Raw genomic sequence first — 16,578 nt, forward strand, 5'->3', positions numbered from 1 at the left:
CGGTTTCGCAGCGGCCGAGAACTACTGGATGTGGCCTTCCTCGCGGAGCTGGTCGGCTTCGCTCTTCTCGTAGCGGAACGTCACGTCGGCCTTCTCGTCCTGCCAGTCCCACGGCTCCACGAGCACGATGTCTCCTTCGCGAATCCAGACGCGTTTCTGCATCCGTCCCGGGATGCGCGCGGTGCGCTCCGTGCCGTCCGCGCAGCGGACTTCGACGCGGTTCGCGCCGAGCATGTTCGTCACTTCGGCGAACACCTCGTCGTCGTCGGGCATTCTGAGGTCCGTTCTGCCCCCGGAGTCGTCGTCGCTCATACCCGCGGATTATCCTGTGGGGTCTTTAAATCCGCCGGGAGCGGCCGAACGACGCCCCGAGCGGCCCCCGAGCCGGTTCCGAGTCGGACCCGAGCAGCCGCCGAGTCGGGCGTGGCCGCGGGGAACCGAGCGTGTTTTCCGCGCCGCGCCGGACGACCCGGTATGTTCCAGAGACTCGGCGCCGCCGGCGTCGTCGGCGCGCTCACGCTCGTCGCCGGCCTCGCCGTCGTCGCCTACAGCCAGCCGGTCGTCGCGGTCGGTCTCGCCATGATTCTGGTCGGCACCGGCCTCGTCGTGAAGGGCCTCGCGACGAACCTGATGCGGCAGTTCGGCTTCGCGTAGACGGATTCGGCGCCGGTTCTCGCACTCGTCGACTCCGGAACGGCTCCGAGTGCTACGGCTCGAACCGGGGTGCCGCCGAGTTTCCGACCGACGGGGCTTTTCAGTGCGGGCGACGTACGTTTCGGGAGATGACAGGAGAGTTCGGGCTGGTTGCCCCCGAGGAGGCGGACGGCGTCGGCGACGAGTGGGAGTCGCTCGACGTCTCCGACGACGAAGCCGACCGGATCGCGCGGCGGCAGGACCGGGAGTTCAACCAGTTCCGGAAGCGGCTGAAGAACACCGAGCAGTTCAAAGTCGAGGCGTCGGTGTTCGACGACGCCACGCTCGCCGCGCTGTACAAACTGGTGCAGGACGGCTACATCTCGGCGTTCGGCGGCCCGATTTCGACCGGGAAGGAGGCGAACGTCTACGAGGCGCTCGGCCGCGACGACCGCGAAATCGCCGTGAAGGTGTACCGCATCAACACCTCGAACTTCCGGCACATGCGCGAGTACCTGCAGGGCGACCCGCGGTTCGAGGGCATCGGCAGCGACAAGAAGAAGGTCGTGCTGGCGTGGGTCCGCAAGGAGTACGCGAACCTGCTCCGGGCGAAACGCGCCGGCGTCCGGGTCCCCGAACCCATCGCCGTCCAGCGGAACGTCCTCGTGATGGACCTCGTCGGGCACGCCGAAGACCGCGCGCGCCGGCTCTCGGAGGTGAACGTCGAGAACCCCGAGACCGCCTACGAAGTCGTCCGCGAGTACGTCCGCCGCCTCTACTCGGCCGGACTGGTCCACGGCGACCTCTCGGAGTACAACATGATCATCCACGAGGGCGAACTGTTCGTGATCGACCTCGGGCAGGCCGTCACCGTCCACCACCCGAACGCCGAGGAGTTCCTGAAGCGCGACTGCGAGAACGTCGCCGCGTTCTTCTCCCGGCAGGGAATCGAGGTCTCCGGCGACGACCTCCGCGAGTACGTCACGGACGCCGACCCGGCGCCGTCGGCCGAACCGGACCCGGACGCGAACCCGAATCCGAGCGCGGACGCGAACGCCGACACCGCCTCCGGCGACGCCGACGCAACCACGGATTCCGACGAGTAGTTCGGTCCGCAGCGCCGCGCAGGCGCCGTGTGAGCCGGTGCCGCGGCACCACGGCGAGGGAACCCTTAAAACCGTCCAGCGGGAACTTCACTACATGCAACACGTGAAGGTCCCGCAGGACCGCATCGGTGTCCTCATCGGCGAAGGGGGTGAGACGATGCGCGAAATCGAGGAGCGCGCCGAGGTGCGCCTCGACATCGACTCCGAGACCGGGTCGGTCGGCATCGACACCGTCGGCGACCCCGTCACCGGGATGGTCGCGCCCGACGTCGTCCGCGCCATCGGCCGCGGCTTCACGCCGGAGGCGGCGCTGTCGCTGCTCGACCACGACCTCCGCCGGTTCGACCTCGTCGACATCGACGAACAGACCCGCAACAAGAACGATCTCCAGCGGCAGAAGGGCCGCCTCATCGGCGAGAACGGCCGCACCCGCGAACTCATGGAGCAGCTCAGCGGCGCCGACGTCGTCATCAAGGGCACGACCCTCGGCGTCATCGGCCAGCCCGAGGAAGTCGAAGCCGTCCGCCGCGCCGCCGGCATGATTCTCGACGGCGCACCCCACGGCGCCGTCTACTCGTTCCTCGAACGCAAACACAACGAAATCCACGGCTCCCCCGACCTCGCGCCGCCGAGCGCCGACGAAACCCGGTAAGACCGACCTCTCTGCGTCTGTTTCTCGCCCGGAGCGTGATTCCGTGCCACGGACTCCCGATAGTATATAAACCTCTTCGTGTTACTCATTCACACAGTGGTGTACCGCGTCGTGCGACCCGTTGGCAGCACGCAGCGTAACACTTTTATAGAATCGAAAACAATCAACGCCCGTCATGTCTCAGCGTCAGCGGATGGGCAATCAGCCCATGATCGTACTCTCGGAGGACAGCCAGCGCACGTCCGGAAAGGACGCGCAGTCGATGAACATCACGGCCGGCAAGGCCGTCGCAGAGTCCGTTCGGACCACGCTCGGTCCGAAAGGGATGGACAAGATGCTCGTCGACTCCTCGGGCGGCGTCGTCGTCACGAACGACGGCGTGACCATCCTGAAGGAGATGGACATCGACCACCCGGCGGCCAACATGATCGTCGAGGTGTCCGAGACCCAGGAGGACGAGGTCGGCGACGGCACCACGACGGCTGTCGTCATCGCCGGTGAACTGCTCGACCAGGCCGAGGAACTCCTCGACTCGGACGTCCACGCGACGACCATCGCGCAGGGGTACCGACAGGCCGCCGAGAAGGCCAGCGAGGTCCTCGAAGAGAAGTCCATCGACGTCACCGCGGAGGACCGCGAGACGCTCGAGAAGATCGCCGCGACGGCGATGACCGGCAAGGGCGCCGAGTCCGCCCGCGAGGCGCTCTCGCAGCTCGTCGTCGACGCCGTGCTCGCCGTCCGCGACGACGACGGCGTCATCGACACCGACAACGTCTCCATCGAGACGGTCGTCGGCGGCTCCATCGGTAACTCGGAGCTCATCGAGGGCGTCATCGTCGACAAGGAGCGCGTCGACGACAACATGCCGTACGCCGTCGAGGACGCCGACATCGCGCTGTACGACGGCGCCCTCGAAGTGAAGGAGACCGAGATCGACGCTGAGGTCAACGTCACGGACCCCGACCAGCTCCAGCAGTTCCTCGACCAGGAGGAGAAGCAGCTCCGCGAGATGGTCGACCAGCTCAAGGCCGTCGGCGCTGACGTCGTCTTCGTCGGCGACGGCATCGACGACATGGCCCAGCACTACCTCGCACAGGAGGGCATCCTCGCCGTCCGCCGCGCGAAGGACTCCGACCTGACGAGCCTCGCCCGGTCGACGGGCGCCCGCGTCGTCGCCAGCCTCGACGACATCACCGAGGACGACCTCGGCTTCGCCGGCTCCGTCGCCCAGAAGGACATCGGCGGCGACGAGCGCATCTTCGTCGAGGACGTCGACGACGCGAAGTCCGTCACGCTCGTGCTCCGCGGCGGGACCGAGCACGTCGTCGACGAGGTCGAACGCGCCATCGACGACGCGCTCGGCGTCGTCCGCACGACGCTCGAAGACGGGCAGGTGCTGCCGGGCGGCGGCGCCCCCGAAACCGAGCTCGCGCTCGAACTCCGCGACTTCGCCGACTCCGTCGGCGGCCGCGAGCAGCTCGCCGTGGAGGCGTTCGCCGACGCGCTGGAAGTCATTCCGCGCACGCTCGCCGAGAACGCCGGTCTCGACCCGATCGACTCGCTCGTCGACCTGCGCTCGAAGCACGACGGCGGCGCGTTCGGTGCGGGCCTCGACGCCTACACCGGCGACGTCATCGACATGGAGAGCGAGGGCGTCGTGGAGCCGCTCCGCGTGAAGACGCAGGCCATCGAGTCCGCCACCGAGGCGGCCGTCATGATCCTCCGCATCGACGACGTCATCGCTGCCGGCGACCTCAAGGGCGGCGGCACCGACGACGGCGGCGACGAGGAGATGCCGCCGGGCGGCGGCGGCATGGGCGGCATGGGCGGTATGGGCGGCATGGGCGGCGCGATGTAAACGCGGGGACCGACCTCGCACCCTGACCGGCGCGGCGCCGGTCACACATCGGCCCGCCGGCCGACCGACCCCCTCCCGCACCGCTGCGACGACCACGGCTTCCGGACCACGTCACCGGACTTTTTCGCGCCGACGCAGAACTCGGCAGTCACGACTCCCCGATTCACACTCGCTGTTGCTGCTGCTGTCCTGCGGTCTCGCTGGCACCGCGACTCAGAAGCCGTTCCGGCCGAGCACGACGACGAGCGTCGCAGTCTGGACGAACAGTCCGGCGGCGTACGTCGCGAGGCGGGCGCGGATGCCGCGCGGCACCGCGGAGGCGCCGGGTTCGCTGTTGCCGCCGAGGAATCCGCGGTGCTGGTCGGGGCCGCGGTTCGCCTCGTCCGACCGGAGCGTGCGGGTGTCGGCGAGGAAGACGCCGGTCAGCACGGCGGCGCTGAGCGTCGACAGCCCGAGGACGGCGACGCCGACGTCGACCCCGGCGGCCCACGACGCGGCGGCGACCGCGACGACCGTGGCCGCCGGGTAGGCGACCCCGAGTCGGGCGTACGCGGCGAGGCGGCGGCGCTGCATGGCTCCCGGTGGACCGTCCGCGCCGAAATGGGTTCCGTTCGTCGCCCGCGTAGCCGTCACTCCCGTCCGCCTTCGGCAGAGACCGACCGTCGCCGAATCGCGGCCGTCACCGCGGCGCGTGACGACACCTTTTCCACCGCGTGCCGAACACCGGGTGATATGAGCGACTCAACCGCGGAGGCGGACGCCGGATTCACCGCGGCCGACGCCGCCGAAATCGCCCGGGAGCACGCCGACGCGTTCGACGCGCTAGCGGCGGCGCTCGACGGAGACGGCGAGTCGCCCGCCGCCGGCGGCACCACCGACGCGGACGGCCTCGGAGGCAACGACGGCGCGGACGACTCGGACGACGCGAACGACGCAGCCGACTGGCGGCCCGAGGTCGACGCGGCCCTCGTCCGGCCGGGCGACGACGCCTACGACGACGCGCGGCTCGTGTGGAACGGACTGGTCGAACGGTACCCGGCCGCGGTCGTGTACGCCGCCGACGCGGCCGACGTCGCCCGAATCGTCGAAACCGCCCGCGAAACCGGGCTCGGCGTCGCGCTGCGCTCCGGCGGCCACTCGGTCGCCGGCGCCTCCACCTGCGACGGCGGCGTCGTCCTCGACTGCTCGCGGATGGACGCCGTGACCGTCGACCCGGACGCCGGAACCGCGGTCGTCGAACCTGGCGCGACGCTCCGCGACGTCGACGAGGCGACCCAGGCGCACGGACTCGCCACCCCGCTCGGCGTCGCCCCCGACACCGGCGTCACCGGCTTGACGCTCGGCGGCGGCACCGGCTACCTCACCCGCGGCTACGGACTTGCGTGCGACCGGCTCACCCGCGTCGACGTCGTCACCGCAGCCGGCGAGATCGTCACGGCGTCCGCCGACCGGAACCCCGACCTGTTCCGGGCGCTCCGCGGCGGCGGCGGCAACTTCGGCGCCGCCGTCGAACTGGAGTTCGACCTCGTGGAACTGGACCACGACGTCGCGATGTGCGACACGTGGTACCGCTTCGGCGACGCCGACCACGCCGCCGCGCTGCTCCGCCGGTACCGCGAACTCACCCGCGACGCGGACCGCGAGACCAACGTCTCCCCGTACGTCGCCGTCGTCCCCGAATCCGCCGACGGAGACGGAGGCCGCAGCGGCGACCGCGGCGGCGACTCGGTTGCTGACGGTGCCGCCGCTTCCGACGACGCGGCCTCCGCTACGGCTGACGCTTCGTTCCCCGACGACGCCGCGGGGGACCTCGCGCTCTGCTTTCTCGGCGCGTACGCCGGCGACCCCGAGCGCGGCGAGGCCGAACTCCGGCCGTACCGGGAACTCGACGACGACGCGCTGCTCGCTGACCGCGCCGAGCGCCTCCCGTATCTCGAACTCCAGCGGCTCCTCGGCGGCGACTCCCCGCAGGGCGACCGCTACTACTGGAAGTCCATCGCCGTCGACGACCTCACGGACGACCTCGTCGAACTGACCGTCGACCGGATGCGGCGGATGCCGGGCGACCGCGACACCGTCGTGGTCTGGCCGCTCGGCGGCGCCGTCGCCGACTTCGACCCCGACGAGACCGCGATTCCGGGCCGCGACGCCGACTTCGTCCTCAACTTCGAGGCCGCCTGGGAAGACCCGGCGGACGACGCCGAGCAGCGCCGCTGGGCGAAGCGCAGCGTCGAACTGGTCCGCGACCGCGCCGGCGGCGACGACGGCGAACTCCCGAACTTCGCCGGCGACGAAGCCGGCGCCGCCGCCGCCCGCGCCGTGTTCGGCGAGAACTACGAGTGGCTCCGCGACGCCAAAACCGAGTGGGACCCCGAGAACGTGTTCGGGCCGAGCGGCCGACTCGACCCGCGCTGACCGGCCCGCGGCGCCGGCTACGACTCCGCGCCGCCGCCGAACTCGACGACCTCGTAGCCGATGTTCTGCTCGCGGAGCGGGTCGGCGTGCCGCGACAGCAGGTCCGTCGTCACCACCAGCAGCACCGACAGCCCCCGACTCGCCGCTTCCGGCACGGCGCCGGCCGTCCCGAACCGGATGTCGGGGGTGACGCCGGCGCGCCGCGCCGCGACCAGCGCCTCGGTGCCCGCGGTCGCGACCAGGTCGTGCGACGAGAGCCGCGACCGGATGGCGTCGTCGTCGAGCGCGTCGCTCCCGTCGTCCTGTACCGGCGGGACGGACAGCGCCGTCACCGTCCCCGGGTCGTAGTCCAGCATCCCCTCGAACTCGGTGACCGCGACGTCCTGCTCGGCCGCCGCGTCGGTGACGGCGAGCGCGGTCGCCTCCCCCGTCTCCTCGGACGCGCCGGGCGTCGCGTGCTGGACGCCGTCGCGCATCGTCAGCGTCACGCGCTCGCCCGCCGAAATCTCCGCGGTCGCGATGGCGGCGTCGACGTCCACCTGCTCGATGACCTCCTCGGAGACGTACTCGACGAACCCGCGGAGGTCGTCGGTCTGCGTGATGAGCCAGTCGACCCCCTCCTTCGTCACCTCGTACCGGCCGCGGCCGTGCTTCCGCACCTGCCCCTCCTGCACCAGGTCGCCGAGGTAGTCGCTGACCGCCTGCGTCGTCACGCCGATGGCCTCCGCGATTTCGCGCTGACTCACCGCCGGCTGGCGGTCCGCGATCTCCACGAGAATCTGGTACCGCGTCGCGTTCCGCTTACTCCGCAGCACCCCGAGTTCGCCGTCGTCGCCGTCGTCCCGGTCGCTCATTACCGGCGCAGACGGCCCGTCACCGGAAATATCTTCGCAGATATGCGAGCCAGGTTGAACTCCACGCGAGCAGCGGCCGAGCGGCAACGGCTGATTTCGGAGGCTGTGGTCGACGCGCCCCGCCGGAGACAACTCAGATTGCGCTCAGAACCGCGGAGCGACGAGGCGGTGAGCGGAGAGCGCACTCAGCAGTTCCGCTGCTCCGCCCCGTTCCGCTCCGCGCTGCAAAAATGGTGCGCGTCCGTTAGGACGGCGTCTGGCCCTTCGCGAGCGTCTGCGAGGTCTGACCGGTCGCGGACGTCCAGATCACGCGGACGTCCGTGTTTTCCGGGATATTCGTCAGGTTTGCACTGTCGCCTGCGGTGACTGGAAGCCCGAAGTCCGTCGTGTTTCCGTTCCCGGCCGTCAGGTTCAGCGACTTGGTGTTATCCGAGTTGAGCGTCGCCCCGCCTTGGTGAGTGGCGATGACTTTGTATTCCGCGGACGCATTTCCGTTGTAGTCGAAGCCGAACGATGCCTGTGGCGGACTCGTCTGCAGGTTCTGGCCGAGCCCGAGCACGAACGTCCCGATGACGGCCGCGAGGATGACGGTGATCGCCACCATCAGGATGACCCCGATGACCGGCGACACCGCGCGGTCGTCCGTGATGAGCTTCTTGAATCTCATGCGGACTAGGGGACTGTTGGCGGGTACTAAAAACCAACTGCCAGCGGACGCGTACGGCTGGAACGCCTGCCGGGTAGGCAGGCGAAGTTGGAACTCAAGCGGCGACCATTCGCTGTGCCGCCGACACAGTACTCTCACCCCGCGGCATAAATTTTCCCCGTGGAACCGTCCGAAACTCGTCTTCGTCGGTAGTCGAGGAGCCGGACGGCCTCGAACCGCACGGGTTTGCCGGACCGCGCCGCGCTACCGGAAACTGGACAGTCGAGATAGCTGTGACTCCGAAAATTCTTCGATTCGGCTAATCCTTCGCCGAGTATCGCCAAGTATCAACTGCTAAGTGAGGCCGCAGGCTCCAGAGAATCGATGGACGGTCGGGACTTAGAGTCGCCAACCCCCGACAGGAGCTATACTGCTCACCTCGATTACGGTCGGGTTCGCCGCCGAACTGAACTAGGCGTCAAAGAGGGAGACGTGCTCTGGTTCATCGTTCAGCTGGAGTATAACCACGCACCGGAGTACGGAGCTGAAGACGACTGGCAGCACGTCGCCCGATTCGATCATCACCCGCACATGGATTGGGGTCACGACATCACGGAGGAACGACTCCACATCGATCTGTACGCCTACGGCAATCTGAAGGTGGACGTTCAGAAAGGGTTCCCTGAGATACCGGTGAACAGAGCCCCGGCGTACTGTGAGCGCTTCTTCGACGAGCGATATGAAGACCTACTCGCCGACTATCACGAGCGTTCGAAGTAAGAACGTGGGTTACGACTCGCTGACCGATTCGAGGTCGTCGAGTTCGGGGAGTTCGAACTCCGTCGCGTCGAATTCCTCTTCCGGCTTGTCGGTGAGCTCTGCCAATTCCTCCGCGGCAGACTCTCGACGGTGACGGGAGGCCATATACACGAATCCAACAGCCGTGCTCTAATAAGTAATTGGGTTAATTAATTCCGGCTAGGTGTGAGTCCCTCCGGGGCGAGAATTGATGACCGGTCTACCCATAGGGCTCAGTTGAACTCCTTGACCCTTGATTGATTTAGAGATGGTCGGTAAGTACAGAGGAGGGAGGTGACGCCTTTGAGGCGCTCAACTTATGTCTCGAAAAATCCGCGAATCGACTCAGTGACTTTTCCTTGTCCCGTTGGAGAGAGGATGTGCTTCTCCTCGGCGAGAACTTCGGTTTCGGTGAGATCGGGGACTCGGTCTCTGGCACGCGGAATAATCGCGTCGGGCGGGAAGAATGGGTCATTCTCGGCGGCAAACACGGCGACGGGCGCAGTGAAGGCTTCGAGTTCGGCTGCGTCAGCCTCGGGGAACTCGCGTTCGAGCTCCACGTGGCGGAGGGACGCCGCAATCGTCTCACGGACGACGGGGTCAGCCTCTGCTTGGGTTACCATCTCACTCAAGACAAGGTCGAGTAGCCAGTCACTCCCGAGGAACCGATACAGGATTGCGGGCAACCCAACCTTCAGCATCGGGAGGAGTGGCCCTATTCCGAACCCGGCGGGTACAACGAGGGCCGCACGCTCGATGCGCTCGGGAGCAAGTGCTGCCGTCCGCAGGATGATACCACTCCCGTAGGATGTCCCAATCATCGGCGCACTATGCAGGTCGAACGCATCAAGGAGATCGACAACCCACTCACCATAGCCGTCTCCTTGTGGGTCGAGACGTGTTTCCGCGCTGTGGCCCGGCTGGCCGATGATATCTGGCGAGATGAGTCGGTAGTCATCGGCGAGTCCAGTAAACCACGCCAGTGTCATCGGATTCGTAGCGTTTCCACCGTGAAAGACGAGAACGGGCTGGCCGTGTTCTGGCCCTACCATAAGTATATGCGTTGAGCCATGCCGTGTATCGATTTCCTCCTCGTCAACGGTGACATCCAACTCGTCGACGGCCTCCGCGTATACCGTTTCAAGCGCCTGTCTACCCGCCGGTGAACGATAAATAGACATAGGTGCTACCACGACATCAGCAGCCCTGACAAAGTACATTACGGTTGGAATGAATATATTCGCGGTGATTTTGGGGTAATACTCCAGAAGCAGGCGTTTCCTGACCCATCGACGGTCGATTAGCAATCCTACCTCTCGGCTGTTTCACCACAGATAGTATCGAACTAATCGGGTTTCAACAGAGCTACCGATAGCGACTCTCGACCCGTGTCCGATACCGGAGCCCCAGTACGGACGTGTTCGCCACTTCCTGAATCGTCGTCGGGTCCACGTCGCCCCGGGCGTCCTCGATGTTCTCTTTCGACTCGATGAGGTGCCGGAGCGCGGCGTCGATCACCTTCGACCGTGGTGGGTCGTCGTCGGGGCCGGCGGCGACGATCTCGGCGGCGCGGTCGAATTCTCGTTTCCGTTCGTCGGTGAGCTTGAGGCTGGTTCGGTCGGTCATGTGGTCACAGGTATGCACCGGGGGCTGAATCCCGCGGTGCTCGGGTTGCTGAACGCGGCGGTGCTTATCAACGGGTGTCGACGGGCGGACGCGCTCGGGCCGACCGCGGGGACCGCACCCCGTGAGAGTATGCACGGGGCGGCGGGAGCGGACGGGGCGAGGTATGCACATCGAGGTTGGGCGTTACTTCTGAGTGCGACCCCGTGGTGTCGCGTCTGAGACCCCCGCATCGCGGGGTTACTCGCTTCGCAGCGACGCCGGCAGGTCCGCGACTTCGCCGTCCTGCACGTCGCGGATGACGTACACGCCCTCACCGAGTCGCTGGTAGTGAACGCGCTTCCCGCTCGGCACTTCTCCGTCCTCGTCGAGCACGCCGTCAAGTTCCAGGTCCGATTTGTCGAGCGAGACCTTCGCGGTGCCGTTGTCGTCCGAAAGTGACCGGAGACCCATATCCGGAAGGCCGGCGCCGTTCCACTTGTAGACCCCGCACCCTTTCACCGCCTACCTCCCGATTCACTCACCGACTCCGCCTAGAGTTATTCCCCCACTTACCAGCCTGCTACCCCTGTTGCGCGTGGGTTTCCGGGATGCAGCATGGCTTACACAGAATTCGACGCGGAGGATATCGGGCTGCTGGTGCTCGGTATCTTCGCCTCCGCTGTCCTCGTCGGAATCGCGTCAGTTGAAGCGTTCAACGTCGGAATGTCGGACACCTTCACGGTATCCGGTATTCAGACGAGCATCGCGTGGGTGGTGTCGGTCGCCACCCTCGTCGGCATCGTCATCACGAACGACAACACCGAGCTGTTCAGCAAGGACGGCCTCGACGAGCTTCGTGAGTCGGACATGGCCGAGGCGTACGTCTACGCGACGCTCGGCGCCGCCGCCGTGCTCGTCGGCTGGGTGTTCTTCCCCGCGGTGTCGTCGTTCTTCAAATCATCCGACCTGTGGGGCGTCGTCTACATCGCGCTCATGACCGTCGCACAGGTCGCCGTCGGATGGATCTACTGAGCCAATGACTCGGCTCACCACCTCGTCCGTCGCGACGCTCGCCATGCTCGCTGTCGCGCTGTTCGCAGCAGTCGGCGGCGCGGCAGCCCACAGCACCGGCGACACGCACGTCCACGTCGCCAACCCGACCGTCGCCGTCGACGCCGACACTCAGAGCGTCTACGCCGACGTGAACGCCTCGCAAGCGGACACCACAGCGAATGTGACGGTGACGTTCGAGGCGATGGAGAACGGCTCGGTCACGTCGACTCTCGCCACGAAAACCGCGACCGTCGCGCCCGGGTCGTCGCAGCTGATCGAGCAGTCAGTGAACGGGACCGAGTACGACGCTGTCCGGATCTCTGTCGTGCTCGATAATTCGACGGCTTCCCCGGAGAACGTCTCGGTTTCGACAGGCAAGATCCAGATGGTAGCCGGCGGCGGTGGGGGAACCGGCCTCCCCGGCGGCTCCGTGAAGGGGGTGCCGGTGTTGCTGGTGGTCGCCGTCGTCGGTATCGGCGGCTACCTCTGGATTTCGGAGGACTAACCCCATGAAATCCATTTATCAGGCACTCACGTACTCGGCAGTTGCATCAACCGCCGCGGCCGGCGTGCTCGCTCGCCGCGGCGAAGTGACGGCGACGCTGGCGGTCGCGCTGCTCGCTGTCGTCGCGCTCGGCGTCCGAATCGGACATGACCGGTCGCTACAGCGCGCGCTGCCGTCGCCTCGGCTACCGGCGCGCGGCGCGGCCGTTCGGGTCGGCGCGGCGCTGCTGCTCGTCTCGGCGGCCATGACCGGCGCGGTCGGCCCGTCGGCGGTCGAGCCGGCGGCGGCCATGCATCAATGCGGCGGCGTCGAGCAACTGGCGGCGTTCTCAGTCGGCAGCGTGGGCCTCGTGACAAACAAACTTGGCCTCACGTCGATTGACTGCCTCGAATCGCACCGCGCCGAGGCTATCAACCAGATGCAGCAAATCGACAAGAACGAGACGCAGCTGTCCATCTATCAGGCCGCAGTAACGTCGAAGTCACGGCTTGAGACGACGAAAACGACGTATCAGAACTATCTGAATGATACCGAATCCGCTGCGTGGATGCGGGCCGAAATGGAAATCGCTGAAGCGTACAAAAACGGCTCGTCAAAGGCTATTGCGAAGACTCAGGCTCGCAAGGCGATTGCTGAATACTACGCGAAGAAGCAAATCAACCTGATTCAGCAGTGGAACACGACCGTCGTGTCGACGTGGACGCTCGAAAAGCAGGCTGACACCAGCAGCAACGTCAGTAACGGGTTCGTGGATGCCCGGCAGAAATCCACGAACAGCGAGCAGTGTCTAAGCACCAGTATCACCGGTAACAGCTCCTCTACGGTCACTTTGGTTAATTCGTCGACGGTGAACGTGCGGGCGCTGTCATTCTCGCTCCAAACAGATCCCTGCGGTTCGATTGAGGGCGCTACCACTATCACGAAAACCATCAACTCCGGCCTTGCACCGGGTGGAGAGTACGGAGACGTGCAGTATGTGTACGTCCAGGGGCACATGAGCAGCGCCGACCGTATCAGGTACCTGTATTTCGCGGACTGGGCCGACCTCTGGCGGCGAATCGAGCAGCAGAACAGCAACCTCCAGGCCGAGGTCGGGCCGTTCGTCAATTCAACTTGGCAGGCGTTCCAGACTGGCAAAATCAACGCCTCAGACGTTATCTCGCGGAACACCGCCATGTTCCGCTACGGCGTCGATACAATCCAGAATGACACCTCCCTTTACACGTCGACCGCGGCGCTGGCGACGATGGGGCTTGATATGCCGAAAATCAACGGTACAGGCCAAATGACGGTTGAATACAACGGCCTAACCTACCACGGGCTTGTGCTCGCGCAGCAGGCGCCAAACGGTTCGTGGACGGTCGGCAGAACGTACCACACCTCGAATATCACGGGGAACGTGATGCTCGTCACGGTCAACGGTGAGCGGCTCACTATGAACGGCGAGTTCACGATAACCTCAATGACGGCCGAGGATGGCACGTCAATGCAGACGGTGAAAGCGACGAAAGTCGTGTATAAAACCTCCAATGCGTCCGAATTGATGAATAAGATGCAGCAGATTCGGCAGTTGCGCGCCGAGTTGGAGGAACGTGAGCCGAAGGCCGGCGGCGGTGGAACCGGCGGCAGCGGCGGCGGGCTGTTGAAGCAACTCGCCGCGGTGCTCGGCGTGTCGGTCGGCGTCGCGGCGGTCATCGTGCTGGCGGCCGGCGTGCTCGTCGTGAAAATCTATTCGCCGAACTGAGGGGCTGAAACGCCTCTATTCCTCATTATGACCGAAAACGACACTCCGACGACGACGAGACGCACCGCTCTGAAAGTGCTCGGCGGCGCCGCCGCGACCGCGGCGACCGCGTCGACGGCAGCCGCACAGTCGACGCCGACCGCGCCGCCGACGGAGACCGCGAGCGACGACGGCGAGCAGGTCGTCGCACAGATCGGGCCGATTGTGACGCTCCGCGATTGGCGGTACCAGAGCGGCGTGTTCACGCTCACGCTCGACGCCGAGTATCCGAGCGCCGTCAAAATCACGGACAGCGGCGCGGTCATGCGGGCGTGGTCTGAGGGCAGCGGCGGCGGGGTCACAGAGATCCCGACCCGCGGCGTCGAAATCACGGGCCGGACGACGGTCGAATTCGACGCAGTCGAATTCAACGGCGCCGCAGCCCTCACCGTCGCCAGTACCCGCGGCACGGTCCTGATTCGGTCAGACGCGATTGAAACCGGGAAGCCGGCCGTTGACTTCGGAACCGCCGGCTTACTCGCAGGCGCGTCGGCCGTCGGTTCCGGCTGGTACTCGTTCCGCCGTGGCCGCGAAAAGCTCGAAGAATCCGACGAACCGGAGGCCGACCGAATCGCATGACCTTGACCGAATCGCTCGTCGACGCGATATCAGACAATCTCCGAACGCTCATCGTCGTCGCCGTCGGCTACGTCGCCGCCGTCGAGATGGAACTCGTCTCGATGGGGTACCCGGAACTCCCGTCGCTCCCCGGGTGGTGGCAACTCGTCGTCCTCGCCGCTATCGCGGTCGCCGTCGTCGGCTGGATCGTCGGCTCCAAGCTCGCCGAACTCCTCCCCGACCCCGTCGGCACCATCCTCGTCGCCCAGGAGGCCCACGACGCGACCGGCGGCGCAATCTACGAACTGAACGATGAAGCCTGGCAGCAGCTGGAGGTCGTTGACGGCGAACTCTACCCGTGGAGCGCCAGCCCGCACGACGTGTACGAGTGCCGCCGATTCAACCCCGACACGTGGACGGCGGTCGCCAACTGGAAGGGGACGAAGCCGGCGAGTGAACTGTCGTCGCAGACGGACCGCGACGAGATTATGCGGCAGATCCGGGAGTTGCGCGAAGAGCACGAGCAGGAGGCTCGATACGGCCGGATGGTGCGTCAGTCGCTGCCGTCGCTGCTCCGCGCGCTCGATAAACGGCGGGCACAGGCGATGAACGCAGCCCTTGAGGATACGGTGTCGCCGACGTGGGACGACAAGCCAATCGACGAGATGATCGCCGACCGCGTCCCCGACCGCGCCCTCCCCGACTACATGCGCGACGACGAGGACAGCACCGACGACGCCGACGAGGAACTCGTCTCAATCGACCTGCTCGACGACGAAGAAGCCCTCGACCCGGCTTCGGAAATCGACGGCGCGACCGACCCGCTCCGGAACGACGGAGGGAGTGAGCCATGAGCGAGGACAGCAGCAGCGTCTACGCCGCCGCCCAAGGCCGGACGTTCCTCGCCGGCGAGCTGGAAGGCCACGACCCCGAATACGTCCACGAGTTCGCCGGACTCATCGGCGACAAAGAGACGCTGGATCTGCTGAACTACCTGTGTGCGCTCTGGCGCGACGAAGACGAATCCTTCCTCGACACCCGGCTCGGCACCGAGATCGTCACGTCGGCGGCTACTCACCAGATGGACCGCGCCTTCAAGCACGGAAACGCGTCCGTGCTTCAGGGCGCAGTCGGCCTGACCGACCGCAGCGACGACGGCAGGGAAATCCTGTCGGACGCCGCTGGTCGCCTCGAAAACGAGGGCGCTATCGGCCTCGTACTCGGGCCGCCCGGTGCCGGGAAGACGGCGCTCACGCTCGATATCGCCCGTGTCTGGGCGGCTCGCACAGGCGGGAAGTTGGTCGGGAATACGTCGTGGGACGGCTTCGACGACGTGGTCAGGTCCGACACGGAACTGCTGGAAGCGATGGGGCACCACGACGGCCCGGTGCTCGCCGTCATCGACGAGACCGCCCAGGAACTGAGCGGCTTCGGCTCGTCCTCGAAGCAAGCCGAAGCGTTCAGCGACGCGCTCACGTTCGTCCGGAAGCGCGAGGAAGAGCACGGCCCGTATGCGAAACGCGGGAGCGTGCTGATGGTGAATCACACGCGGACGAAGACGGCGAAGGCGTTCCGCGACTTGGCGTCGTTCGGCGTCGAAAAGCCTTCACGCGACGACCCGGGCCGCGCGAAGCTGCTGAACTCCGAAGCTGACTCCGACGAGTTCGAGGAGGTAACCGAGTACAAGGGAATCAGCGACACGCGCGAGCAGTACGACGAACACGAAGGCTCGGAGTTCGTGATTCACGGCGTCGATGACGACGACGAAACCGGCGGCGGCGTCGACGAAAGCGACGTGAAAAAGCGGGAAGCACGCCGGACGGTGATTCGGGCGTGCAAGCCGTGGGACGACGATTCGGGCGCGTCATACGAGGAGGCGGCCGAATTAGTGGATTGGTCGGATTCGTGGGTCGGCAACCAGATTCGCGACTGGAAGGCGGGGAAGTTCCGTGATATCGTGGCGAAGCCGGACGGTGAGACTGCGTGACTGCGTCGGGACTCGGCCGTCGCCACCACTACCTCCCCCGGGGGTGGCGCATACCTAATTATAGTATGGTCGTCTCCGGGGGGTGCGCGCTGGTGGCCCGGGGGGTGCCGAACGGAATTTTTGCG

20 protein-coding genes are annotated in these 16,578 nt (G+C 66.2%); 12 read left to right on the forward strand and 8 right to left on the reverse strand.

Features of this window, described 5'->3' with window-relative positions; all coding sequences use genetic code 11:
- Positions 1-21: 21 nt before the first annotated feature.
- Positions 22-312 (reverse strand): translation initiation factor eIF-1A, encoded by a 291-nt coding sequence (eif1A, locus tag ACQUST_RS01120; protein WP_435124020.1) that lies wholly within the window; start codon positions 310-312, stop codon positions 22-24.
- Positions 313-474: 162 nt separating this feature from the next.
- Here eif1A and ACQUST_RS01125 point away from each other — a divergent pair, with 162 nt between their 5' ends.
- From ACQUST_RS01125 to thsA, 4 genes are all read left to right on the forward strand, one after another.
- On the forward strand, positions 475-654 hold the full coding sequence (locus ACQUST_RS01125; protein WP_435124022.1) for a DUF7470 family protein: 180 nt from the start codon (positions 475-477) through the stop codon (positions 652-654).
- 128 nt (positions 655-782) lie between these two features.
- On the forward strand, positions 783-1,739 hold the full coding sequence (gene rio1 / locus ACQUST_RS01130; RefSeq protein WP_435124023.1) for a serine/threonine-protein kinase Rio1: 957 nt from the start codon (positions 783-785) through the stop codon (positions 1,737-1,739).
- A 94-nt stretch (positions 1,740-1,833) separates the two neighbouring features.
- Positions 1,834-2,391 carry a KH domain-containing protein gene (locus ACQUST_RS01135; protein ID WP_435124025.1) on the forward strand — a complete coding sequence of 186 codons (558 nt, stop codon included), beginning with the start codon at positions 1,834-1,836 and terminating at the stop codon, positions 2,389-2,391.
- A gap of 208 nt (positions 2,392-2,599) precedes the next feature.
- Positions 2,600-4,249 carry a thermosome subunit alpha gene (thsA, locus tag ACQUST_RS01140; RefSeq protein WP_435126069.1) on the forward strand — a complete coding sequence of 550 codons (1,650 nt, stop codon included), beginning with the start codon at positions 2,600-2,602 and terminating at the stop codon, positions 4,247-4,249.
- A gap of 213 nt (positions 4,250-4,462) precedes the next feature.
- Here thsA and ACQUST_RS01145 read toward each other — a convergent pair whose 3' ends face one another.
- Positions 4,463-4,822: a hypothetical protein gene (locus tag ACQUST_RS01145; protein WP_435124026.1), complete on the reverse strand. Its 360-nt coding sequence runs from the start codon at positions 4,820-4,822 to the stop codon at positions 4,463-4,465.
- A 159-nt stretch (positions 4,823-4,981) separates the two neighbouring features.
- On the opposite strand from ACQUST_RS01145, the gene ACQUST_RS01150 reads away from it, so the two are divergent.
- Entirely contained in the window at positions 4,982-6,664 is a 1,683-nt protein-coding gene (locus ACQUST_RS01150) for an FAD-binding oxidoreductase (RefSeq protein WP_435124028.1), read from the forward strand.
- Between the two features lie 17 nt (positions 6,665-6,681).
- Here ACQUST_RS01150 and ACQUST_RS01155 read toward each other — a convergent pair whose 3' ends face one another.
- Positions 6,682-7,518, reverse strand: coding sequence for a MarR family transcriptional regulator (locus ACQUST_RS01155; protein WP_435124029.1), 837 nt, complete (start codon positions 7,516-7,518; stop codon positions 6,682-6,684).
- A 244-nt stretch (positions 7,519-7,762) separates the two neighbouring features.
- Positions 7,763-8,185 carry a type IV pilin gene (locus ACQUST_RS01160; RefSeq protein ID WP_435124031.1) on the reverse strand — a complete coding sequence of 141 codons (423 nt, stop codon included), beginning with the start codon at positions 8,183-8,185 and terminating at the stop codon, positions 7,763-7,765.
- Positions 8,186-8,548: 363 nt separating this feature from the next.
- Here ACQUST_RS01160 and ACQUST_RS01165 point away from each other — a divergent pair, with 363 nt between their 5' ends.
- Positions 8,549-8,944: a DUF7718 family protein gene (locus ACQUST_RS01165; RefSeq protein ID WP_435124032.1), complete on the forward strand. Its 396-nt coding sequence runs from the start codon at positions 8,549-8,551 to the stop codon at positions 8,942-8,944.
- Positions 8,945-8,953: 9 nt separating this feature from the next.
- On the opposite strand, the gene ACQUST_RS01170 is transcribed toward ACQUST_RS01165, so the two are convergent.
- From ACQUST_RS01170 to ACQUST_RS01185, 4 genes are all read right to left on the reverse strand, one after another.
- Complete coding sequence (locus ACQUST_RS01170; RefSeq protein ID WP_435124034.1) at positions 8,954-9,088, reverse strand: hypothetical protein; 135 nt, start codon at positions 9,086-9,088, stop codon at positions 8,954-8,956.
- Positions 9,089-9,279: 191 nt separating this feature from the next.
- A complete protein-coding gene (locus tag ACQUST_RS01175) occupies positions 9,280-10,182 on the reverse strand; it encodes an alpha/beta fold hydrolase (protein ID WP_435124036.1) in 903 nt (300 codons plus the stop codon).
- Positions 10,183-10,327: 145 nt separating this feature from the next.
- The gene (locus ACQUST_RS01180; protein WP_435124038.1) at positions 10,328-10,588 is read right to left on the reverse strand and encodes a DUF7386 family protein; all 261 of its coding nucleotides are present in this window, start codon (positions 10,586-10,588) and stop codon (positions 10,328-10,330) included.
- Between the two features lie 237 nt (positions 10,589-10,825).
- Positions 10,826-11,038 carry a hypothetical protein gene (locus tag ACQUST_RS01185; RefSeq protein ID WP_435124040.1) on the reverse strand — a complete coding sequence of 71 codons (213 nt, stop codon included), beginning with the start codon at positions 11,036-11,038 and terminating at the stop codon, positions 10,826-10,828.
- Between the two features lie 144 nt (positions 11,039-11,182).
- Between ACQUST_RS01185 and ACQUST_RS01190 the strand changes: the two genes are divergently transcribed.
- The 6 genes from ACQUST_RS01190 to ACQUST_RS01215 are packed head-to-tail and all read left to right on the forward strand — an operon-like array spanning position 11,183 to position 16,453.
- Positions 11,183-11,599 carry a hypothetical protein gene (locus ACQUST_RS01190; protein WP_435124042.1) on the forward strand — a complete coding sequence of 139 codons (417 nt, stop codon included), beginning with the start codon at positions 11,183-11,185 and terminating at the stop codon, positions 11,597-11,599.
- Positions 11,600-11,603: 4 nt separating this feature from the next.
- Positions 11,604-12,125, forward strand: coding sequence for a hypothetical protein (locus tag ACQUST_RS01195; RefSeq protein ID WP_435124043.1), 522 nt, complete (start codon positions 11,604-11,606; stop codon positions 12,123-12,125).
- 4 nt (positions 12,126-12,129) lie between these two features.
- Complete coding sequence (locus ACQUST_RS01200; protein ID WP_435124045.1) at positions 12,130-13,869, forward strand: hypothetical protein; 1,740 nt, start codon at positions 12,130-12,132, stop codon at positions 13,867-13,869.
- Between the two features lie 27 nt (positions 13,870-13,896).
- Positions 13,897-14,487 (forward strand): hypothetical protein, encoded by a 591-nt coding sequence (locus tag ACQUST_RS01205; RefSeq protein ID WP_435124047.1) that lies wholly within the window; start codon positions 13,897-13,899, stop codon positions 14,485-14,487.
- The gene (locus ACQUST_RS01210) at positions 14,484-15,320 is read left to right on the forward strand and encodes a hypothetical protein (protein ID WP_435124049.1); all 837 of its coding nucleotides are present in this window, start codon (positions 14,484-14,486) and stop codon (positions 15,318-15,320) included. Before ACQUST_RS01205 ends, ACQUST_RS01210 begins: the two co-directional genes overlap by 4 nt.
- Positions 15,317-16,453 (forward strand): hypothetical protein, encoded by a 1,137-nt coding sequence (locus tag ACQUST_RS01215; protein WP_435124051.1) that lies wholly within the window; start codon positions 15,317-15,319, stop codon positions 16,451-16,453. The genes ACQUST_RS01210 and ACQUST_RS01215 overlap by 4 nt, the downstream gene beginning before the upstream one ends.
- Positions 16,454-16,578 lie beyond the last annotated feature (125 nt).

It is taken from the genome of Halobaculum sp. D14, assembly GCF_051195135.1.
Lineage (GTDB): Archaea > Halobacteriota > Halobacteria > Halobacteriales > Haloferacaceae > JBNTKA01.